The sequence below is a fragment of the Lysinibacillus sp. FSL K6-4013 genome (assembly GCF_038630435.1).
Taxonomy (GTDB): Bacteria; Bacillota; Bacilli; order Bacillales_A; family Planococcaceae; genus Lysinibacillus; species Lysinibacillus boronitolerans.
Genome location: NZ_CP152031.1, coordinates 2397630 through 2420558, shown reverse-complemented (window position 1 = coordinate 2420558; position 22929 = coordinate 2397630). Strand labels below are relative to the sequence as shown.

At 34.8% G+C, this 22929-nt stretch carries 21 protein-coding genes and 3 pseudogenes; 13 read left to right on the top strand and 11 right to left on the bottom strand.

Going from position 1 to position 22929, the window contains the following annotated elements:
• Window positions 1–11 precede the first annotated feature (11 nt).
• The 3 genes and pseudogenes from MHB39_RS11980 to MHB39_RS11970 all read left to right on the top strand — a co-directional run bounded on the left by MHB39_RS11980 (window position 12) and on the right by MHB39_RS11970 (window position 1812).
• Window positions 12–485 (top strand): EVE domain-containing protein, encoded by a 474-nt coding sequence (locus MHB39_RS11980; RefSeq protein ID WP_048395849.1) that lies wholly within the window; start codon window positions 12–14, stop codon window positions 483–485.
• A 28-nt stretch (window positions 486–513) separates the two neighbouring features.
• Window positions 514–971, top strand: a pseudogene (locus MHB39_RS11975) (alpha/beta hydrolase); the annotation flags it as partial.
• A pseudogene (locus MHB39_RS11970) lies at window positions 968–1812 on the top strand (DUF2785 domain-containing protein). The pseudogenes MHB39_RS11975 and MHB39_RS11970, both read left to right, overlap by 4 nt.
• A 476-nt stretch (window positions 1813–2288) precedes the next feature.
• On the opposite strand, the gene MHB39_RS11965 reads toward MHB39_RS11970, so the two are convergent.
• From MHB39_RS11965 to MHB39_RS11950, 4 genes are all read right to left on the bottom strand, one after another.
• Window positions 2289–2630 carry a hypothetical protein gene (locus MHB39_RS11965; RefSeq protein ID WP_342543833.1) on the bottom strand — a complete coding sequence of 114 codons (342 nt, stop codon included), beginning with the start codon at window positions 2628–2630 and terminating at the stop codon, window positions 2289–2291.
• A 34-nt stretch (window positions 2631–2664) separates the two neighbouring features.
• Window positions 2665–3279 (bottom strand): DUF4879 domain-containing protein, encoded by a 615-nt coding sequence (locus MHB39_RS11960; protein WP_312752978.1) that lies wholly within the window; start codon window positions 3277–3279, stop codon window positions 2665–2667.
• A gap of 303 nt (window positions 3280–3582) precedes the next feature.
• Entirely contained in the window at window positions 3583–3762 is a 180-nt protein-coding gene (locus MHB39_RS11955; protein ID WP_312752980.1) for a hypothetical protein, read from the bottom strand.
• 345 nt (window positions 3763–4107) lie between these two features.
• Window positions 4108–5094, bottom strand: a complete 987-nt coding sequence (locus MHB39_RS11950; RefSeq protein WP_342543832.1) for a copper amine oxidase N-terminal domain-containing protein — start codon at window positions 5092–5094, stop codon at window positions 4108–4110.
• A 573-nt stretch (window positions 5095–5667) separates the two neighbouring features.
• Between MHB39_RS11950 and MHB39_RS11945 the strand changes: the two genes are divergently transcribed.
• The 6 genes and pseudogenes from MHB39_RS11945 to MHB39_RS11920 all read left to right on the top strand — a co-directional run.
• Window positions 5668–5994 (top strand): metalloregulator ArsR/SmtB family transcription factor, encoded by a 327-nt coding sequence (locus MHB39_RS11945; protein WP_342543831.1) that lies wholly within the window; start codon window positions 5668–5670, stop codon window positions 5992–5994.
• Window positions 5987–7045: an ACR3 family arsenite efflux transporter gene (gene arsB, locus MHB39_RS11940; protein WP_342543830.1), complete on the top strand. Its 1059-nt coding sequence runs from the start codon at window positions 5987–5989 to the stop codon at window positions 7043–7045. The genes MHB39_RS11945 and arsB overlap by 8 nt, the downstream gene beginning before the upstream one ends.
• A gap of 12 nt (window positions 7046–7057) precedes the next feature.
• Window positions 7058–7474, top strand: a complete 417-nt coding sequence (gene arsC, locus MHB39_RS11935; protein WP_342543829.1) for an arsenate reductase (thioredoxin) — start codon at window positions 7058–7060, stop codon at window positions 7472–7474.
• Between the two features lie 46 nt (window positions 7475–7520).
• Window positions 7521–7745, top strand: a complete 225-nt coding sequence (locus tag MHB39_RS11930) for a hypothetical protein (protein WP_342543828.1) — start codon at window positions 7521–7523, stop codon at window positions 7743–7745.
• A gap of 104 nt (window positions 7746–7849) precedes the next feature.
• Window positions 7850–9205 carry an NAD(P)-binding domain-containing protein gene (locus tag MHB39_RS11925; protein ID WP_342543827.1) on the top strand — a complete coding sequence of 452 codons (1356 nt, stop codon included), beginning with the start codon at window positions 7850–7852 and terminating at the stop codon, window positions 9203–9205.
• A 627-nt stretch (window positions 9206–9832) separates the two neighbouring features.
• Window positions 9833–10097 (top strand): annotated as a pseudogene (locus tag MHB39_RS11920) (nonribosomal peptide synthetase MxaA); the annotation flags it as partial.
• 423 nt (window positions 10098–10520) lie between these two features.
• On the opposite strand, the gene MHB39_RS11915 reads toward MHB39_RS11920, so the two are convergent.
• Window positions 10521–10841, bottom strand: a complete 321-nt coding sequence (locus MHB39_RS11915) for a general stress protein (RefSeq protein WP_333004012.1) — start codon at window positions 10839–10841, stop codon at window positions 10521–10523.
• 392 nt (window positions 10842–11233) lie between these two features.
• Here MHB39_RS11915 and MHB39_RS11910 point away from each other — a divergent pair, with 392 nt between their 5' ends.
• Window positions 11234–11992, top strand: coding sequence for a hypothetical protein (locus MHB39_RS11910; protein WP_342543826.1), 759 nt, complete (start codon window positions 11234–11236; stop codon window positions 11990–11992).
• A 107-nt stretch (window positions 11993–12099) separates the two neighbouring features.
• Here the strand turns inward: MHB39_RS11910 and MHB39_RS11905 are convergent, their stop codons facing one another.
• From MHB39_RS11905 to MHB39_RS11890, 4 genes are all read right to left on the bottom strand, one after another.
• A complete protein-coding gene (locus MHB39_RS11905) occupies window positions 12100–12297 on the bottom strand; it encodes a hypothetical protein (protein ID WP_333004014.1) in 198 nt (65 codons plus the stop codon).
• A gap of 195 nt (window positions 12298–12492) precedes the next feature.
• Window positions 12493–12915 (bottom strand): hypothetical protein, encoded by a 423-nt coding sequence (locus tag MHB39_RS11900; protein ID WP_342543825.1) that lies wholly within the window; start codon window positions 12913–12915, stop codon window positions 12493–12495.
• Entirely contained in the window at window positions 12837–13901 is a 1065-nt protein-coding gene (locus tag MHB39_RS11895; RefSeq protein ID WP_342543824.1) for a VanZ family protein, read from the bottom strand. The genes MHB39_RS11900 and MHB39_RS11895 overlap by 79 nt, the downstream gene beginning before the upstream one ends.
• Window positions 13902–14621: 720 nt before the next feature.
• Window positions 14622–15131 (bottom strand): DinB family protein, encoded by a 510-nt coding sequence (locus tag MHB39_RS11890; protein WP_333004016.1) that lies wholly within the window; start codon window positions 15129–15131, stop codon window positions 14622–14624.
• A gap of 342 nt (window positions 15132–15473) precedes the next feature.
• On the opposite strand from MHB39_RS11890, the gene MHB39_RS11885 reads away from it, so the two are divergent.
• Together MHB39_RS11885 and MHB39_RS11880 are read left to right on the top strand one after the other, a co-directional pair.
• Complete coding sequence (locus MHB39_RS11885; protein ID WP_342543823.1) at window positions 15474–15968, top strand: hypothetical protein; 495 nt, start codon at window positions 15474–15476, stop codon at window positions 15966–15968.
• A 511-nt stretch (window positions 15969–16479) separates the two neighbouring features.
• On the top strand, window positions 16480–17364 hold the full coding sequence (locus MHB39_RS11880) for a hypothetical protein (protein ID WP_342543822.1): 885 nt from the start codon (window positions 16480–16482) through the stop codon (window positions 17362–17364).
• A 643-nt stretch (window positions 17365–18007) separates the two neighbouring features.
• On the opposite strand, the gene MHB39_RS11875 is transcribed toward MHB39_RS11880, so the two are convergent.
• A complete protein-coding gene (locus MHB39_RS11875; RefSeq protein ID WP_342543821.1) occupies window positions 18008–19405 on the bottom strand; it encodes an MFS transporter in 1398 nt (465 codons plus the stop codon).
• Between the two features lie 117 nt (window positions 19406–19522).
• On the opposite strand from MHB39_RS11875, the gene MHB39_RS11870 reads away from it, so the two are divergent.
• Window positions 19523–20410, top strand: a complete 888-nt coding sequence (locus MHB39_RS11870; RefSeq protein ID WP_342543820.1) for a LysR family transcriptional regulator — start codon at window positions 19523–19525, stop codon at window positions 20408–20410.
• A 605-nt stretch (window positions 20411–21015) separates the two neighbouring features.
• On the opposite strand, the gene MHB39_RS11865 is transcribed toward MHB39_RS11870, so the two are convergent.
• Window positions 21016–22872 (bottom strand): alpha/beta fold hydrolase, encoded by a 1857-nt coding sequence (locus tag MHB39_RS11865; RefSeq protein WP_342543819.1) that lies wholly within the window; start codon window positions 22870–22872, stop codon window positions 21016–21018.
• Window positions 22873–22929: the final 57 nt, after the last annotated feature.

Below are 22929 nucleotides of genomic sequence, written 5' to 3'. Positions count from 1 at the left end.
GGGGATGCATCATGTCGAATATAACAAGTCAGAAAAGCAGATATTGGATTGGCGTTGTATCCGCTTCTCATGTGAATTTAGCCATAGAAGGTGGTTTTGCACAGTTATGTCACGGTAAGGCAGCACCTTTGCGTAAAATGTCTCCAGGTGATTGGCTGATATACTATTCCCCTCGCACAGACATGTCCAAAGGGAAGCCAGTTCAAGCATTTACTGCTATTGGTCAGGTTACGGATAACGGTGCTTACAAACATCAAGTGTCGGAGTCGTTTGTGCCATTTCGCAGAGATATGCGTTATATTCCTTGTCGAGAAGTTAAGATTGCATTGTTGTTAAACCAGCTCACTTTTACGCGTGGAAATCGCAATTGGGGGTTACCATTCCGTCGAGGTCATTTTGAAATTGGAGCTGAAGATTTTATGACAATCGTTACTTCGATGTTAGATGGTGAGGAACAGGCGTTATCCGAGTTCCTAAAACACTGATTACAAGTTGTGAACAGTTTCGCTTAAACTCGCCAGATTGTATACCAGTCTTTATCCGCAGGACATCTGTGGTATGGCTTTGGTTGAATGGCTTTGGTTGACGCTGCACCGGAATATAAAGAACTTGCCTATGAAAAGGTTCTACCAGAAAATCTACTTGCAGGAAATAGGGAATATTTCGAGAATCCTATGTTGAATAGTGAGAAAATTGATAAAATACAGAGTTATAAGCAAATTGCTGATTATTCAAAAGAAAGTGATATCCCTCTCTCAATTATTACAAGAGGTTTACCCGATAATAATGAAGATGGATGGCCCTCTCAAGATATATTAAAAATTGAACAAAGTCTACAAGCAGAATTCCAACGGCTGTCAACGTCAAGTAAGTTCCGGATTGCTAGTCGTAGTGGACATTATATACATCATGATGAGCCTGATATTGTAATAGAAGAGATTTTATTCATGTTAAAGGGGATGGGAAAGTGAGCGATATAAGGTTAAAACTTATGGAAGATTTACAAAGAATTGAGGAGAATGAGTATCAGTTAGGCGAAGGTGAGCAGCATCAAGATTTCTTACCTTTGTTACTCAATATATTGGCGATCCTCATCCAGAATTGCGGGATAATTTGATTTATCCGATGTTTTATATGTGGATTAAGGAAGAGAATAGGTTCAGTGAAGAGGAGTTGCGTAGTCTCTTAACTGTTCTGACTGATGAGAACCACTTGTTCTATAATATTGGCAGCGAGGATGATCAATCAGTTTTTACAAGGACGTTTTCTGCCCTGCCTATCGCTTTGATTATACAACACCACAGAAAGAATCCATTTCTAAATCAAGAAGAAATTGAGCAATTAATGCAAGTAATGTTACGTTATTACAAAGAAGAGAAAGATCTGCGGGGTTACCTTTCAGTAGGAGGCTGGGCTCATAGCGCGTCTCACGGTGCAGATGTTTTTGTTGGGTTGGTGCAGTGCGAGGAGAGCAGCGTTGCAATGCTGCGTGAGGTTCTAGTCGCTATTTCTGGCAAGCTACATAATGGAATACATATTTTTAGTGATGAGGATGATGAGCGATTAGTTAATATCGTGGATACGATGATTCACAAAGAATTACTTCCACTTCAAGAAATTGCTAATTGGATTAGCTGCTTAGCGCAATGCTGCGATTTGCCGAGAAGTCGCAATCAGGTGATTGCTCGTGTGAACAGCAAGAATTTTTTACGCAGTCTCTATTTCAGAAGGGGACAAGATAGCTTAGGGAATGAGCTTAATACTGCTATACTTGGCACTGAGGCAAAATTAAACAGGTTTTCTATCAGTTAAAGAATTAAGGGGTTGTCCCCATCCATAGGAATTGGCTGAGAGATTTCCTGGTTTATTCCGCCATTAAACGCTTTGATTCCCTAAAATATATATTGAGCATGTTTTGACTAATCATTTATTAAAACATGCTTTTTCATTTCTTGTTTATTTTCACAGACATCTCCATTATCTTCTCCAACTAAAAGAACGGTTGTATTTTCTTATGAATGGGAAATAATAGCTAAATATTCTTGACCACTTAAACTTTCTATACCACAATATGTCGCAATGTTTATTCCAGTAATATCAAAAACTGCTCTTACCGACGTAAATATTGAAGTCTGAAGCCTAATAAAAATAAGTGTAGGGTTTCTAATCGAATAATGATTATCAAAAATCGAGCGTTTTCTCGGAAAAGTAAAATAGTGTCTTTGCCTAAAAGGCATTAACAAGAAAGGGAAAAATCCTTTTCGTTAATGCCTTTTATATTAATTAGCTTAAATGGATCTTTTATAAGCACTCATTGTCGAGGTATATTGGAATAATTTAGGGTTAGCTAGTCCATCACGCAAATCCATCATCCCTAATTGTCCCATTCTATTCAGTAAAGGAATCAACCAACTACCACTTGGTGTACCTTGTAACATTTTAATTTGATCAGATGATAACGTTGAAACTTTACTAGTATCAATGGGTTCTTTGGCATTTTCTATTGTTTCTTGAAAAGCTTTCACATCATTTTTATACATATTCTCGCCAATTTGTTCAGTAAAACCTTTATATCCGTAAGCTCCTTGAAGGATAATTAACCTTATACTCATATCTTCCATAGAAACCATTTTTAAATACACCTCTCTTCATAGTATTCCTACATTATAAATGTGGAATATTTATCGTTCTTTCAATGGTATTCCAAGGGGAATTTTGTGAAGTTGATCTAAACTTATATAAAGCAGAAGCCCCACTTGAAATTTTTAAGTCTGAATTAAAAGTTACTGTATGATAAAACGCATCTATAATTTTGTCATTATTAAAATCTATAGCAGCTTCATTAAGTTTATAATCACGATTTTGATATGTAATACGCTCATCATCTAACCATTGATTTTCACTTCCATAGCCAACTTCCATAACTGCTACAGCAACTTTGCCTGAAACTGCGTGAGAAGTTTGCTGTAAGCCAATATCCTCAATTTTTTCATTGATTGTTCCAACTTGAGATGCTACTTTGTCAATATAAAGAGCTGTTAATGGTGGCGCTGGACCTCTTAGAACTGGACTATTTTGACTGTTTTTTAATTCCTCTTTAATTTTAGCAGCCTCATCTGAAGTAACTAATGTAACAGTCCAATCAGGATGTTTTGTTTTTAAATCTTCAATTAATGGATCTACAGCAATCTGATCTTTTTCTATCTCTGAAGCCTCAGCTGTATTTAGCCCCAGCAAACCGCTTGCTAAAATTCCTACAGTTAGTAAATATTTCTTCATATACAACTTCTCCTTTTACATTATTTGTAACACATTATAATTATCGGATAATAAATTGAATGTTTAACACTATTTTCCAAAAAAAGATAATTGTTTATTAAATATCACTTCAGAAAATGATAAAACTGCACCTTTATTTAAAAACCAAGTAGTACCCATGTAATGAATCATCAAACTCTACCAAAACTTTCGATTCTAAACGTTACACTGTAGCTTCTGAAATACTGATTGCCAGCATGTGTCTATAACAATGTGATAGGGGAGTAGTTGTAGTTGCTACATTACTTAACAATATCTTTTATATTAGATGTAACCGCCGAAACTTTCAGTATCCCACTCATGAATAGCATTTTGATCCATCTCCAGAACCTTTTCCATATAAATAATGGTAGTTTCAATCTTCTCATGTCCAAGTGATTTCATAATTTTATAAATATCGGCACCGTTCAAATGTGAATAGTTTTTAATATACCTTAAGAACACATATGTATTCCTGTGATAAGATGCTCAAAACTTTCAAAGTTAATTACAAAAAATTAACACTCTGGTGTTCTGATACGAATTGAAATATTATTTAGTGAATAATGATATGTCTCAAATTTTCTCATAGAGTAGTTTTCAAAAAAAGGTATTTAATACAGGATGGATACTAGTAGAGAAGCTTACAATAGGCGGATTTTTTGTGAATAAGAGAGATTCAAAGAAATGATACTTCGTATAAAATACGGAAATATAATATCTAAAATATGGTCATATTATCCAAACTAATTCAATAAAAAAGATGTAGCCTTAGGAGCTAAACCTTCCTTTGTTGCAAAAATTTTAATGCTATTTATAATTTGAAAAAACAACATTATACGTTATTAATTTATTATCTGGCATTTTTAAGATAAAGGTTGCATTTTGATTAGTATCTATTTTATTAGTTGGAAAAAAGGAGGTATGATTCTCATTATATGATGGATCATTTGGCCAACTTGTTGTTCTTTGAACACCCAAAGATGTAGTGCTTGATGGATAAATATAGTTATCTCCTTGTTTTAAAACAATATTTATTGGGTTAAATATTACATCAATTGAATTACCATATGTCTCAATTGTAAAATCAATACTTTTTGATTGCTTATATATATCAACCCATTTTTTAGCTTCTGAAAAAGACAAAGTTTCATTTTTATTAGTTTTTAATGCAGCTACAGATAGAACAGTTAAATATGGAGTATTAATATTAACAATAGGTTGATAATACTTTAGTCCAAATGCATCTGATGCTACAGGAACTATATATTTTTTTCTTATATCGTGGAGGTGATATACACCTTTATTCCTTTCTTGAATTGCTTCTTTAATCTCTGCGTCCGTAATGTTCAAAAAATTCCTATTTCCCTCTGGTTTGAGAATTTCTACCTTTACTGAGATAGTCTTATCATTTTGCTCGATTGTAGCGGTTAAAGTTTTATTATCCCATTTAACGTTAGCACCTAGAGCTTCACTAATAAATCTTAAAGGTAGTAAAGTTGTACCATTTCTAATTTGAGCAGGAACGTCGATAGAAACTGCTTGTCCGTTTATTACAGCTGTTTTCGTTCCTAGTTTTAATGAAATGTTAGTTGTATCTTTAGTTGCAGAAATGGTTTTTGTATTTTGATTCCATATTACAGTTGCTCCTAATTCTTCAAAGATTGAACGTAATGGGACTAACGTACGATTGTCAATCATTTTCCCACCAGTGATAGTAACGACACTTTGTGCACTAACCGTATTTGTAGAAATTAAAATGAGTGCAAATAAAATATATGAAACTATTTTTTTCATTTAGAATTTTCCCCTTTAAATATGATTATAAGGGATATTAATGGAGATTTACCATTTTTAAATTATTTTTGAAAATTTTATGTTTGTCTTAACTTTTAATGTTTACTTTTTAATTTTCATAATTAAAAAGATGCAGCAATTATTCTAAATGCAGTTGGAAAATAAGCGAATTATCATAACTTAATAATATTGGTTTTAAACTTAATTTGGAATTTCAATTGTTCAACCTGGCGTATCGATTCTGGAGATCTCAAATTCAATGAAACAAATTATCATGGCAACTGATGCTGATTTAAAAGATACGTATGGCTTACGCTTAACATATGTTCTAATCTATATGAATTTCTATTATTTCTCTCTTTAGCGAATTAAAAAAGGGACTCTCCAATTATTAATGGAAACTCCCGTTAAGAGCAGCACTTAGCTCAAATTGGGTAAAAATCTGTTGCAATTTAAAACATCAAATCATAATATAAGAATATAGTTATATATGGATTAATTCACCTTTCTTTAACGAGGTGATTTTATTTAAAATAATATATAAGCAAATAATTATATAAGGAGTGCAGATAAATGGAAAATACACTAATTGAAAAACAACTAAAAGCAGCTGCAGATTTAAACCGCATTAAATTACTTGCATGCATGAAGAATGGGGAGGTATGTGTATGTGATTTTGTAGATGTTCTCGGAATATCGCAACCAGCTGTTAGTCAACATTTACGAAAATTAAAGGAGGCAGGCATTATTACGGAACGAAAAGTAGGGACTTGGAAACATTACCGTTTAGTAGAGGATCAAACTCCATTGATGAAGGGCATTTTAGAACAAATTCAGCCTTTAAAGTGTTGCAACTGTGGCACAGATTGTTGTCATGTAGGGGGAAATATAAATGAGTAATGATTCTTTAACCAAGCAGCTATCTTTTCTAGATCGTTACCTTACCTTATGGATATTTGTTGCTATGGGAATAGGTGTTTTATTAAGTTTGACAATGCCTAATATTGGAGAAGCATTAGAGGCCATGTCTATTGGCACAACATCCATACCGATTGCTATCGGGTTAATTGTCATGATGTACCCACCATTAGCGAAAGTAAAGTATGAAGAAATGTGGCGTGTGTTTAAGGATTGGAAAGTGCTTTTACTTTCTCTTTTTCAAAACTGGTTACTCGGACCGTTCTTAATGTTCTTTTTAGCCATTATCTTCCTGCACGATTATCCAGAGTATATGGCTGGACTGATTATGATTGGTTTAGCTCGTTGTATTGCAATGGTCATTGTATGGAACGATTTAGCACGTGGAGACCGTGAATATGTAGCTGGTTTAGTTGCGTTTAACTCCATCTTTCAAATCGTGACTTATTCAATTTTTGCTTACTTTTTCTTAAATGTATTACCTGGTTGGTTTGGTTTAGAGAATTTCCATGTATCCATTTCTATGTGGGAGATTACTAAGAGCGTACTTATATACTTAGGTATCCCGTTTGCTGCAGGGTTCCTCACACGTTGGATAGGGATTAAAACAAAAGGGAAACATTGGTATGAGGAAAAGTTCTTACCGAAGATTTCACCACTGACTCTAATTGCACTGTTGTTCACGATTGTGATGATGTTTGCTTTAAAGGGTGAGCAATTAGTAGAACTGCCACTTGATGTAGTGCGAATTGCTATTCCATTATTTATTTACTTTGTGATTATGTTTGCTGTGTCATTCTTCTCTTCCCATAAAGTTGGGGCATCTTATCCTGTCACAGCAGCTCTTTCTTTTACAGCTGCAAGTAACAATTTTGAGCTAGTGATTGCGGTTGCAGTGGGTGTGTTTGGCCTGCATAGTGGCGTGGCATTTGCTGCTGTTATTGGTCCACTTGTAGAAGTACCTGTTCTCATAGGACTTGTATGGGTTGCCCTACGTTGGCAGAAAAAATACTTTAAAACCATTAAATTATAAGGAGCAATTACTATGACAAATACACTTTATTTCCTATGTACAGGGAACTCATGCCGTAGTCAGATGGCTGAAGGATGGGTAAAGAAATTACTACCTACCAATTGGACAGTTAAAAGTGCGGGTATTGAAGCACATGGTGTAAACCCGAATGCTATAAAAGCGATGGCCGAGGTAGGCATCGATATTTCGAATCATACATCAGATGTAATTGATACTGAGACATTAAACAGTGCAACGTTAGTTGTCACGTTATGTGGGGATGCAGCAGATAAATGCCCGATGACACCTCCTCACGTTCGTCGTGAGCATTGGGGATTTGAAGATCCTGCGAAAGCGACAGGTACAGATGAAGAAAAATGGATTGTATTCCAAACTGTACGTGATGCAATTGGAAAACGGATTGAACAATTTATAGCTGAGCAGCTGTAATACTTCTGTTAGCAATTATTCAATCTGTTGAATGGAGGATACGATAATGACAGTTAACCATGCTAGCGTATTAACTAAAGATTATTTTATCGCTTATTTAAAGTTAATTATGAATAGTAGAGAATACACATTGATACAGGCTAAAGAATTTGCTTTTGATTTCTTCTTTAAAGGAGATATGGATCGTTACGGCACTTCGACATGTTTGCAATTTGAAAAAGCTATAAAAGAAATTGATAAAATCATATGTGAAATTGAAGTGTGTTCATAACTATTACAAAAGCTTAAATAAATTACGTCTAGCTAACTGCTAGACGTAAAAAAATATATTTTATATAAGAAAATGCTTATATAGAGAAAAGAGGAGAAATTTATATGAAAACACTAAAAGTAATCAACCAAAATCAATCTTGTTGTATTACAACTAAGGATATTGAAGTACAGGAGAGTGTTAATATCCCAAATAAGAATTTACCGATTGTCATAATTGGTGCAGGCCCCATTGGATTAGCTGCAGCTGCTCATTTAGTGGAGCAAAAGCAAGCATTTATTTTACTTGAGGCTGGGCATGAAATAGCACACAATATTCGTACATGGGGGCATGTTACATTATTTTCACCATGGCGATATAACATTAATAAGGCTGCTAAAGCTTTATTAGATATTTCTGGTTGGGTAGAACCTAATTTAGATACGTTACCGACAGGGCATGAATTAATAGATCTATATTTAAAACCTTTGTCTGAGCTAGTACAAATAAAGCCTAACATTCAATTGAACGCAAAAGTAGTCGGGATTTCACGACAATTGAATGATAAGATGAAGACAAAAAATCGAGCAGATCAGTCCTTTATTATTTATATAGAACAAGAGAATGACATTCGTGTGATTGAGGCGAAAGCAGTTATTGATGCAACAGGAACATGGGGAAATCCAAACCCAGCAAATTCTACAGGTGTTTGGCTGAAAAATGAAAAAGCATTAGCAGAACGCATTGAGTATGGTATTCCAGATATAAATACGAACCCTAAGAGATATGTAAATAAGAAGGTTGCTGTCATTGGTGGTGGTCATTCAGCGATCAATACCTTATTAGCTTTGGCTGAATTACAGAGTGAAAACCCTTCAACAAAGCTAGTATGGATTATGCGTAAAGGAACTGTAGAAGAAGCCTATGGTGGTGAAGAAAAGGATGCATTGGCAGCACGTGGCGCACTCGGTGTTCGCATTCACGAATTAGTAGACACAGGTAAGGTTGAAGTAATAACACCTTTTTATATCTCCCAGGTGAAGAAAGAAGAGAACATCCATATTGTTGGTACTATAAACGGAGAACAAAAAGTATTATCAGGATTTGAAGAGCTTGTTGTCAATGCGGGAAATAGACCAGACCTATCGATTAACAGCGAATTACGCCTTTCGATTGACTCAGCAACAGAAAGTGTGCAAGCATTAGCGCCACTAATTGATCCTAATGAGCATAGTTGTGGCACAGTAAGGGAGCATGGTGAAGAAATACTACGTCAACCTGAAATGGACTTCTATATTGTCGGAGCTAAAAGTTATGGACGTGCACCCACATTTTTAATGGCAACAGGCTATGAACAGGTTCGTTCCATAACAGCTTATTTATCAGGAGATGAAGAAGCGTCGAAACGTGTGGAATTGGAATTACCAGAAACAGGGGTATGTAGTATTAATCTTGTTAATCAATCAAATACATGTTGTTAAAAATTCGACTGTTAGCGAAAGCTAGCAGTCCTTTTAAAAACTAAGAAGAGAAATGGGATGGACGCAAAGTTCTTGTCCATATAGAACAACAACTCATGGGTAGTTTACAAAGGATAAAAAATTGATATGGTGTGTTTCACCTTATCAACTTTTTATTATCATGAATTGATTTTGTAGATGGTTTAGTCAAATACGGATAGTATTATGAGTTATTTAATACATACAAATATTGTAGGAATAAGAAAAAGCTGAAGTCTATAGTTGTAGAAAATCAATGAGGTATTCATTCTGTATTATGTAAAATATTTTGTGCTGTGAGAGCGATCGAGACGGGTAAAGGTACGTGTTACTGAATCTCGATACGTTTCATAACGTCAAGAGCAATATCTCTTCGGAACTTAACATTTTTTCTCATTATTTCGTTATGCTGAAAATAAAGACCACTAGAGAATAATGCTGTAGTTAGATTTCAAAAATATATGAACCTAGCGTTATAACACAAGTGAAGAATTGCAAGCCATCCCAAACAGTTTTGTGGTTCAGTTCAACTTTGTTCAAAATCAGATTAAATTTTAGCAGTAAAGTCCATTAAAGTTTAGCTTTTTTGATCAATTTTTTTATTAATTTGAAAAACTAAGTAAAAGTTTTACTTCTCCTAGAATTATAAATACTACGGTTCAGCTTAACAGTTTACTATCGAAAAACGTTCAAGGTGATTTCAATGAAGTAGCAAAGTTTAATCTTCACATTATTTGGGGGGATTCTGACAGAGGCTATTCTGCTCCTTCACATCTGGGTAAGGTTGATTTTGTTCCATATGGTCATCATTTTCCTCTTAACCATCCTAGTGAAACGGCTAATTTGGTAATAAAATAGTAGTACTAGCAGATGAGCGTGTGGAATATTTCATCATATTTACTTATATCGAGAAAAGCTCTAGACAGGAACAGCGCATGATATTGAATATTACAAAGTCCAATCATACATTTAATTATATGGATTGAATAATTATTTTCCCCGAAAAACTATTGGGTTTTAGGAGATAGAATCTTCTACTAATGATAAGTTAGTTAAAGAAGAGATGTGCTTATTATCTTCCACAATAGGGCGCGTTTATTTAGGAAGCGTTTTTTCCTTTTATAGGGCCTTATTGTTAAGAAGACTCTAAATTTCCTCGAACAGATCATTGACAATAAAAAAAGATGTTTTTTTATACTGAATTGGTTGAAAAGCTATCGAAATACAGAGTCCACGGAATACGAGAAGAACTTGTTAAATGAAAAACAAACCCGGGATTGGGTTCCCGGGTTTGTTTTTACTTTTTGGCAACTATGACCAATTTACCTGTATCCAGTTCCTTTTCGAATTGTGCAGCTTCCGATTCACTTAATCCAACAGAAGCTAACTCATTGCGGAGTTCATCTCCACGGGAATTCACCAGATTCTTCATAGAAGTCAGGAACCCTTGCTCGCCAATACCAACTTCTTCTGTCCCGAGTGCTTCGTTAATATCCTCTTCACGTTCTTCATAGTGCGCAAAGATGTAAATGTTATCTCGAAGATATCCTTGGGCTTCTAATTTCTCCACTTCTTGTTTTGCCTGTACAACGTTTTCTACTGTCAATTTGACTGTCATTATTTATCCCTCCTAATATGTTCACATTCAATGTATTCCACTAAATTGAATGAATAAAACATCTTTTTAGTTTTTATGTAGGTTAGAGTGGCATTAACAACTAATGAACAACTCGAAAACATTGTATGTTGTTATACTATAATTGGGCGCTATTCTATTTAGGGATTGTACCTTATTCAAGAATAGGGCGCTTTCCTTTAATAAGGAACCACTATATCTTTTCTAGTTTATTTTTAGATAAAAGTAAACTAGCATAAACTAGTTTTTTTAGTTTAGAAGGGATAACTTGAATTAAAGTAGTGTGAAACGGTAAGGAAAATCTTAGCAACATATTAGTAGATTTTAGTATTTAACTAGTTGTATGCTAGATATTAGAGAGGGGGTGCAAAGATATGAAACTGATCCTTGCAATAGAAGTAGCAAATAATGACACTAATGCATCTGATACCTCAATGGACTTATCTTATGTGTGGAGTGAATCACTTAAAGATACAAAAGGTGAGTTGAGTTACAACCAGTCATTAGCGGTAGAAAGAGTATCATTAAGTGGTGTATTAACAGGTAGGGATGAAAAAGCTCCGTTACCTCTTATTCACCTTAACTGGTACAAGGAAAAGAAAGCGAATGGCAAAACAAACAAAGAGTTAGTGGGTAGGCAACTTGCGTACCGCTTCTATGATAAGCGCAGCACTGATGTAAAAATATCAGGTTGGGGAGATTATTATTCCGTAGTAGATGGCCAATTAGAATTGCATGAACCCGCTAAACCACCGTTAACCTTAGTAGTTTTCATGTGGGTTCTGTTCTTATACACCGTAGTATTAATAGGTTTTAGATACTCAGAATATGGGAAAACAGAACTATTCAATAGTTTAGTGTATGTAAATAACTTCACGACGATCTTGTATCTGTTCTTACAAGCCATTTATTTTCTTTTTGCAAAAGAACACTATAATAAATCTGAAAAATACACACCAATGAAAGTCCTTATAAAGACAAGCATTCCAGTTATGGCATCTTCAATTTTGGGTGTTTTAAACAACCCACCTAAATTTGGTTTAACAATATATGCTTTATTTTGTGTGTTATTTGTATTAGGCGCGACAGTAGCAATACAAGCCTATAATGCAAAATATGAAAGAAAATCCTAAGTTTCTGGGCAAGGTTAGCTTATACTATCCTTGTTTTTTTGTGGTCTTTACTACGGATAAAAGGGGATAAAAAAAGAAGTAAGCATATGCTTACTTCATTAAGGTATTTATTTTTGTGTGGAAAATAACATTGCTAATGCCTCTTGTTCAGCTGAAATAATGACTTTTTCTTGTTCCTTTTTTACTTTCTCTATAGGAGAAATAGGGGGAGTATTGGTATTGTTACTTGATTGTGCTACCGTATCAACTAGCTCAGCCTTTGCTTCTTCTTGTGGTCTTTCTTGCTTAGAAGAAGGACCTTTCACTGGTGTAGAGCTAAAATCGAAGGAATGATGTAAGCTTCGAGATTATTCTTCAACAATCGGGCGCAATTCTAGAGTAGAGATTGCGCTTCTCCTTCAAGAATAGGGCCAGTTTAATTGAATAAGGGATGTTGAACAAAAAACCCGAATAGCTACACTTTTTTAGTGTTCACCATTTGGGCAAGTTCAGTTTTTTATTTACTGAATAGCTGAGATTAAAACTTCAATTATGTAGTCTGAATCATTTACATTGCATGTAAATACATATACGGGCTGATAATAACCTTTTGTATCATAAGTATATGTTAGACGAACATTCGTTATCGTTAATGTATCACCTTTTTGTAAAGGATTGTATGTGCTAAACTCTCCGTTTACCATTACATTATATGCTTGCTGTTGTGAAATTAATTGCTTTTTCGCAACCATTTCATTGTCACTGATGTCAAATAATATGTCGGGTACTTGCTGATTAAAAAGACTAATCATAACCAGACCTTTAGAGAAATCTTCACATGTGGATTGTAAATTCTCTGGTTCAGCTAAATCCCAACGAATTGTACGTTCATCTTGCTGCTGATAGATAGCGTTATTAGGTAATAATCCTTCACTTTTAACCAATTTTCTAAAAGTTGCTTTTTCTGTTTAATATCAACTTTTAAGGGGTCATCATTTATATTATCGAATGATAAGGACCAAGAACCATTTGACATGAAATAAGTTAAATTATAGTTACTGCCTTCATCGTCTTGAAATGTAAATATACGATTATCCACTTCAATCCGTATGCCACCTTGTTGTTTCAAATTAAATTGTTTAGCAATGGATTGGGCAATTAATTTTCCTTTTTTTATATCATTCACATCTTTATTGTAATAAACACATGCGTTAGGTGATTTATTGGAAAGTTCAGTTTCCAGTTGCATCTGTATGTGTTCCATATTTTGTTTTTGTGCAGGTATGAATGGCAGATTCCCAAATTCTTGAGCGTTATATACCACATTTGCTACGCCAAATAACGTAATAAAAACTACTGGAATAGAAATAGCTTTCACAATCGGTATAAATGTTAATTTTCGTTGTTCGGTCCATAAAATGAATACCATCACGATAAAGTACCCTGCTAAACTCCCAATGGTATTATGCAAAAGGTCGTCTAATTCAAAAATCCCTTTACCTGTAATCAATTGGGAAATTTCAATACAAGACGTGAAAGCAATTGATATGATGAGTACACGCCAAAATGATTTGTTTTTATGATGAATCAACGGTAATAGTACGCCTAACGGTACAAACATTAACATATTAAAGATGATTAATTGATATTCAGTCAGTGACCACTTGTTCCATGCATTTACATAACTAGTGAATAGACTGAAATTAATCTGATCTGTATAATTTGCCCCTCTACTGAGAGTAGTGATTCCAAATACTACAATGAACCAACAAATAAGTAAAGTGATGAGAACAAATTTAGAAAGACGTATTGGATATTTCCCCTGATAAAATTTTCTATATATAAAGTATCCAATTATCAAGATTGTGATGATAAAAATAGAATATTTTACATACGGTAAAAGACCCGATACTATACTAATCAAATCCATTGTAACGTAACCTCCTTAATAATTTGCCTTGTTCATTGTAGCAAGAAAATCTTAAGGTTCTTTAAGTATAAAACTTAAGATTTTATGAAGTATGTAAGTATGTTTAGTTATTAAGTATTTAATAATGACTGTTTTCAATAAGAAGGTTGTTATTCGGCTAACGGGTGCTTATCTTCAATAAGGTACTCAACAATCGGGCGCTTTCCTGGAAATATGGAAAGTGCCTTTTAGATTAATTAGAGTTCAAAACTATCACTATTTTTTAGGTTGTTGAATATCCTTGTATGAAAAAATCTTTCATTGAACATAATAAAATTTAGAATTAATAGATTTATAGATGGGAGAGTGAAAGACACAGGTTATTATCCGAAGCATGGAAAAGGTAACAACAGGATAAAAAAATCGAGGGATATTCATCGCTTACATTAAAAACATATTGTTTTCAATACAATCTATATGACCTAGTAAACTTTGAATGACATCAATTGGCGCACCGTTATTAATCAAACTTTCATTCAATTAAGACACTCATGTAGAAATGGGTTTTTTTTGTTATAGGGCCATATAATTGAATAAGAAATTAAATAAAATAGGAAACTTATAAATAGAGATAACGTCAGGAAAATGCGGATTTATAACGCTAAGGAAGTTCCACTATTAAAAAACCTAATTTCTCAGTATTAAATGAGAAATTAAGTTTTTTCATTAATAGAAAGAGACTTATAAGTATTTATCACTAATCACTTTCATATGGTGTAACTCGTGCCCGGCAATGCCATATGCAATGGTACCTACCGAAACGGGGCTGTTCATTACAGTTCCATTACGAACCCACGCAGCTTCATCAATAGTTGAAATCAGGCTTAACGTGTTGGAGCGTACCGTATCTAAACCAGCTAGTAATTGTTCCCAAGATAATTTGTTGAAGTTTGCCGCAGAAACGTATTGATCCTGATCCAGTGCTGGGAGTGGTGCACTTTCATTTCGTGCAATGGCAAGCATTCGATACGACATCACACGTTCCGAGTCGGTCATATGCCCAATCACTTCTTTTAAAGTCCATTTCCCTGGTGCGTACGTCTTCCTTGCTAACTCCTCTGATACGCTGCCTAAGAGGGTAAGGGTATTAGTTCGTTGCTTACTCAGTATTTCTTCAATATCTCCATCTGGCACAAGACTAACATACCTATCATGCTCTGGATTTTCAATAAATAATGGTCGTGGACGCACAAAAATCCTCCTCATCGGAATAGTTAATTATGGTTGTAGGGTAATATTCTACTTTCAAGAGGATATTTCCTTTATTTAATATTTATTTTCACTATTTCGAAAACATATTCAACAATCGGGCGCGATTCTGTAATAAAAATCGGCGCTTGGTTTCATTAAAGGGCCATTTAATTAAATTACACTTCTAAATTTTAAATGGTGTTTTGTGTTAATTTCTATGTGGAGTTTTTTAAAAAAATGTACTTAAGATAATGGAGCAGTTTAGCTTTAGAAGAATAGAGGTTTTGATAAACTTAATGTCGAAAAGAATGTATAATCGCTTAAAACAAAAGGAGAGGTTCTTTGAAAAAAATTAGGGAAGCAACAAAAGAGGATATGATAGAAATTTACAAGATGGGCTATGATGTTTGGGGAGATAATATGCCATATGAAGAATATATAACTTTGTGCCAGGCTTCCAATAAGTATAAAAAGGGAAAGTGGTACGTTCTTGAAGCAACAGATACAAAGCAACTATTAAGCTCCCTCATCGTATATGAACTAAATCTTTCTGAAGACCAAATTGTAAAAGGGCTTGGTTCAATCGCTACTCCCTTATTATTAAGAAAAAAAGGATACGCTTCTTTCTTGGTCAAAGAAACGATAAATAAACTAGAACTGGAAGAAAACTGTAACAACTTTTTCCTTTATAGTGATATTGGGATAGAATTTTATAAAGGATTAGGCTTTATTGAACTACCTAATGATTGTCAAAAATATAAAGACAGTGTTTGTATGTATTACTCAAAAGAAAATGAGATTGACTCTATATCACTACATATCCCCGATTACTTTTAAAGCACATCCTTATTAAAGTAACGGGGACTTTAGTTCAATAACGGTCTTCAACAATCTGGTGCAATTCGGTCCTGCACCCCAAAAGTTAGAGTAAAAAACTAACTTTTGGGGTGATTTATATGACTAAATATAGTGAAGAATTTAAATTGATGGTGGTTCAAGAATATTTAAGTGGCTCTATCGAATTACTCAAAAGGAAAAAAGGAATAACAACCTACAATATCATAAAGTAAGAGCTATCTTCAGTAGCCACTGAGATATAAATTGAAATTAGTAGCGCAAAGATCAACAGTAAAACAATTTAGTTTGGAACATATTGTTTACCTTTTAGAGAACTAGATTTAAGGCGAAAGAGCATTTTTATATTAACAACAGATTTAATTACTGAGAAAGTTGAAATGACTTATGTCAAAAAGTTATAGAGTGGCAAAATAGATTTTTAAATCCATGTGTCGAAAACTCGGTCACGAAACACCGGAAAATTTATGTAAAATTGAATAAAGGAGGATATATGCTGTTATTTAGAATAGAAGATAGTGAAAATATTGATGGTAATCATAGAAGATACCAAATTCCTAAAAAAGAACGGCCTGTAATTAGATTAAGTCAGCTTGATGATTATATTGCAACAGAAATTCGAAAAGAGGTTAACAATTGTAATGATAGACGTTTATTGAGTTATTCAAAATCATTAGGTGTTTGTCTACTTAAATATAACAAATATACGGACAATGAACTACATATTAAAATATTAAAAAACCCTTATATCTTAAATGCAGTTAAGTATAAAATAGTCAAAACCAAAGAGAAAAAGTGTATAATCTTTGATTTAAAAGAAAAAAATACATTTAACGAAGATAAAAAAATAAGGATTGACAATTTTGTGCTTGATATCTCTGACAATAAAATTTTGAACGAATATTTAAAGGATAGAACACAAAAAGGTTTAAAAAAAGTTGCATCACCCGAAAAAGACCATGAAGTTGTGGTTATGAGATCACCCAATGATTTGATAATAATAGATTATTTGGAGTCTGTATATCTTTTATATGCTTTATATTTAAAGTATGGTATGAATCAACATATATTCTGTAGCCTTCTAGAACGAATAGAGTCATTAGAAGATTTCCGTTTTGCAAATAGGAAAAAATCCGAAAGAGAAAGTTTAAAAATAATTGTAATGTATCTTTATCATCTTGGTAAAGAAGAGAAAGAAATGAGTTATAAAATATTACAGGATAGTAAGAACTCGGATGAAATTTATTTTTTCTATAATCCGATCGTTCAGTTACACGATATACTAAATAATGGTTTTGATTATGCGTATAGTTTGGCTGAATATAATTCAAATGTAATTTCCGATTATATATGGAAATTGTATGGCTATTTTAGATAATAAAGTTAAACTTGATGAAGTGACTCATAGTAATGAAGCAATTAATAGAGGCTGGGACAAAAAAATTCCAGCCTCTAGATAAAAGCAACGATTGTATTATAGGGTGTTGACGTATCCAAGCCCTCCTCCTCGCCAAATAATTTTAGTTTACATAATATAAATTATAGGAAGTTATGTTTCGTTAAAAAGTATACTAATAATAGTGAGACGGAATGGATGTAAAATGTAAAAGCACACTGCAACGTACTTATTCCTTGTTTCAACCTTTTTGATCAACATCCATGTCTTCCCATAATGCCTCGATCACATACTATGCTCACATACATTGCTGAGCGCATGTTCCCTTAGCAGTACGTTCATAGACGAAGACGGTTCAACTGCCGACACCTGTCTAGAACCTTCGCTCCCTAAACGGACACTGATCTGTTTAAGCCATTAAATAACTTGCTACGTCCGTTTTTGACCTGCAATTCCAAGGGTATTCGCGGCGAAAGTTTGCGCTCTTGAATTCCACTTCTGGTTGACTTTTTCACCTTGGGGTTGTTTATCCTTTTGCATTTCCTGCCAAGCTTGATCCCATTAGGACCATTCCTTGATTTTAACAGTTGTCATAAATTAAAAACTCCTATTTTTATTTTTTGTTTTAATTGCTTGTACTCGGTTCATCCAATTGCTCAGAATATCTGAGTCGCAGACTTATAAATACTAAGACCAATGCAATGACCGTTAGGAAAACTCCCAGCAATCGGAATCCTGTAAAGTTGAACGCACCTCCCATAATGATACCTGTCAACAGTGAAGATAAAATTGTTCCCAAGTATCTCGATGTATTAAATAGGCCAGATGCTACACCAGCAATTTCTTTTGGAGAGCTTTTAAACAGAGCTGCCTGCATACTAACAGCGTTTAGCCCGTTGCTAAAACCGAATGCGGCTAACGCCAGGCACACACTGATGACTGGTGAACTTTGCGTCCATGTCACGATCCACACTGCCCCTACCACCATCAGTAATGAGGATACAATCAATGCAGGTCTGGGTCCCGATTTACCGACCCATTTCCCTGCTATTGGTGAAGCGACAATCGAGCTCAAGCCCAAGGTTAACATAAGAATCCCTGTCTGGAATTCACTGACATGCCGCACCATTTGCAGGTATGATGGAATCCCAAAAAAGAGTGAATAATAAAGTAAGTTAACTAGCAAGTATTGTATATTGGCCCATGTCATCCCTGGATATTTGGCGAAGGTGCGTAAAGGAATAAATGGCGACACTGTTTTTAGCTCATGTCGTACGAATATTCCCAACGCAACGAGCCCGGTTAGCACAACAATGATATTCCACATAGAGAAATGCCCAGATGATTTCGCTGACAGCAAGCCAACTAGAAAGGCAATCAGCCCCACCGCAAAGAGCAGAATTCCTGGCACATCAATCACACCCAGTAATTTTCGAAACGACATGTCACGTGAAACCGTTGCTGCTGATCCATCATTAGGAATTATTTTCCAAGCTAATATAAAGCTCGCCACTACAAACGGGATATTGACGAGGAAGATCGCTGGCCAATCCCACCATTGAATAAGTACTCCTCCGGCAAAAGGTCCTATAGCTGCCGCACCGGATAGGAAAATCGATAAACCTGCTAAAGCATCTGCTTGCTTTTCTGTAATATGAATGCGTACTATAGCTGTTCCAACTGCAATCAGCATACTAGTTCCGATTGATTGTACGATTCTGGACACTATAAGCCATCCGAAGTTTGGAGAAAATGGAGCCAGAATAGAAGAAACTAAAGATACAACAAGACCAGCAAGAAATATCTTCCTCCGACCGAATACATCACTAGCCTTCCCCATTACAGGTTGGGCGATAGCACTAGCGATATAAAATGAAAACACAATCCAAGAAACAGCAGTAAAATCAATGCTATACACATGTTGCAACCTAGCAATAGCAACAGAAATCATGGATGAATTTAAAGGGTTTAATAATATTCCTAGTCCAACGGATATCATTAACCACCTGCTACGAGAATTCATTTTTTGCCCCCCTTTATATTTGTTCCATTGATATCTTACTTGAAATTTTACATTCATTCTAACGCATTTAAAGTTATGATATCATTGACCAAAAGGAATGATTGGAGAGAAAAAGAAATGGAACTTCTTCAACTACAATATTTTCTAGAGGTAGCTCGATTAGAGCATGTAACCGAAGCTGCACGAAGTCTCCACGTAACGCAATCGTCGCTAAGTAAAACGATTCAGCGTCTGGAAGAAGATTTAGGGGTACCTTTATTTGATCGCACAGGCAGGAAACTGCGATTAAATGAATTTGGCAACAAATTCATCCGTCGCGCGGAAAGGGCTTTGTTCGAGTTGGAACAGGGAAAGCAGGAGATTAGCGATTTGTCCAGAGCGGAATCTGGCACACTCAAGCTTGCGGTAACCACTGCAAGCACTTTGCCCCAGATTATGCGAGAGTTTCGTAAAAAACGTCCTAATATCCAATTTCATGTGCAAATGCTGACCACACTGGAAATGGTCACGCTTTTGCATCGAGGCGAAGTCGATTTTTGCTTGTCGTCCTCCCCTTTTCAAGGAGAAGACATCGAATGTCAAGTTGTCTATGTTGATCCCATTCTTGTTGCAGTTCCTAATGGGCATCGGCTGGCAGACCGAGGTAGCGTATGTTTAACAGAACTTAAGGATGAATGCTTTGTCGGTGTGAAAAGAGGATACGGCACTCGTGATTTAGTAGACGCTGTATGCAAATCGGCTGGAATTGACCTTCAATATGTGTATGAGGGCGATGAACCTACACGTTTAATCACTCTTGTAGAAGCTGAAATTGGTCTTGCCTTCATACCAAGCACCGCAAAAATATCATGGGAAAAGATTAAATATTTGCAAGTTGAGAATCATGAACTTGTACGTGATATCGCTTTATTATGGCATAAAAGTCGATACATGACGCAAGCTTCATTGGAATTCCGCGAGGTAGTTTTAGACTATTTTGAGGCAATATCGAACCAGTCCAATTAATCTTATGGCATGACTCGTACCGATTCGATGAGGTTATGGAACAGCCTACTATTAAATGGAGTATGATAACTTCTAACGAATAACGTGCAAAGTATGTTTATTCGTTAGAAGTTTTTTATGTCCTGACGTTACTCCACAATTGGCCCAATTGTTTAATGAAAAAATTTAATATATGTTAAAAAACCTTATTGTTAATAAACATATAAAGTATTAATTATTTTTCTCAATTAAAAAAGTTGTTTTCAGCTGCAATATCCAACATAAGCTTTTATTTACGAATGCTCATTGAAAAAGATATTAATCCTCAATCACCTCGATATCTATTAATTCGTTTTATAAAAATGCAATTAGATCTTGAATTATCTTCAAATAATTTTTTAAAACAATATACTGCATCGTTATATCTTAGTTTCCTTTTATTAAATTTGTTCTTCTTGATTCCTCAATTCTGAAGAATAATACTAAATAACCAGTCGTCACATAAATTTCGACAACTGGTTAGGTGTATACTTTTCGAATGCAATATCAAAGGATTCGTTTTACCGAAGCAAGATCTCATCTTTTTTTGCAAATTCATTTACATGCTTTTTATTTATCCCACACGCTCATCTGTTAGTACTACTATTTGTTATTACCAAATTAGCCGTTTCACTCGGATGGTTAAGAGGAAAATGATGACCATATGGAACAAAGTCAACCTTCCCCAGATGCGTAGGAGCAGAATAGCCTCTGTCAGAATCCCCCCAAATAATGTGAAGATTAAACTTTGCTACTTCATTGAAATCACCTTGAACGTTTTTCGATAGTAAACTGTTAAGCTGAACCGTAGTATTTAAAATTCTAGGAGAAGTAAAACTTTTACTTAATTTTTCAATATAATGTTCAGGGATGCTCTCTATACTTTCAAATAAACCATTACTTAAAAGATATCGCTCTATCAAATTAGTCGTTGCCAATTTCAATGTCCATTTGTTCATAAATTGAGGAACATTTATGGATTTAGCATTTTTTTTAGCAATAGGTGGCTGAAATAAAGTAATTGTATGCTTCTTATCTATGTACTTTTGTACTAATGCTTCCAAAAGAATATATGCACCAAATGAATGGCCAATTAGATGGGCACCGTTAGTAGCTTTCTCCAATAACTTTTTCACTACATTCAAATAGATATTTAAAAGATTTTTCTCTCGTTTAAAAGGCGAACGTCCCAAACCTGGAAGATCCAAGATCCATACAGGTTGACCCGTTTTTTCATGAAGCTCTTGCGCTAAAGGAAATAAATCCTCTCCATCACTCAATAAACCATGTAATAAAATAAACGGTTTTCCCTCTCCTTGTAATTGGTAAAGGGTATTGTTATCGCATAATGTTCGCTCAAATAAATGATGATGCTCAGCATTTTGATACATCAATCGATAATCCAGATCAGCTACTACGGCAGGGAAAAAGTTCATGACACTCATCTTCTTAAACCAATCTCCCCCCCTCATGGTTTTCACCGAACCATTGGAAAATGTTCTTTTTGTGATAAAATTCAGTCCATCAGAAGGAATGTTTGTTATTTTACTTACTCCACTTTTCATTATTGTTTTCATAAGCGGCATTGGAACAGAGATTTTTGGTGCCCTCATATTCATACTTTCCGACATAACACTTAATAATTCAGCAATGTTCGGATCGTTCTCTTTGTCATCAACAAGTGTATATGTTTGAATAGCCGGCTGCTCCAATTTGAAAACCTGCACAATAAACTTCGCAAACTCATCGTTTGAAATCAATGGCAACCTATATCCCTTACCTCCTGGAATCACTGGCATGAGCCCTCTTCGCATACTTGTCACAAGCAAACCTAATCCAGCTATCTGCTCTGTACTCCCTGTTTTACTACTACCAACCACAGTTGGCGGATTAATGACAGACAGCGGATAACCTACTGCTGATGCCTGCTGACGGATATAAAGATCTGCTAAAAACTTTGTTCTCTCATATGGGTTTTTTATTTTCAAAAAATTGTTTCCTTCTTTAAACACATCTATCGCAATCTTGCTATTTTTATCATCAAAGGGACTCATATAGCCTACTACATGAATAAATTGCTGCAAGCCCTTCAATTGATGAATACTTTTAGCGAATTCACTAATATGTTTGGCACCATTCAAAAATACAGAAGTTGCCTCCTTGTTTGTCGCTTGAATATCCATGGAGCCTCCTGCGTGAATAATCACATCCGTTTTCAATACCAACTCCTTATCTTCAGCACTTAAACCTAAGTCTATTTTCGTTAAATCACCTTCAATAAAGTGCATATTTTCCTCTTTTAAGATGCCTCTTTCTTGATAAATGCGTGTTGCTTTACTTTTCGATCTTACTAATAGAAGAATTGTAACATGCTCTTTGGCTAATTCCTTCACTAATTGCTTTCCGATAAAACCTGTTCCACCTGTTAAAAATACTGTTCTCATAAAAAGCCTCCTTGTAGTACTATTCAGTACTAATTCGATGTAAAAAAAAATGCTTCT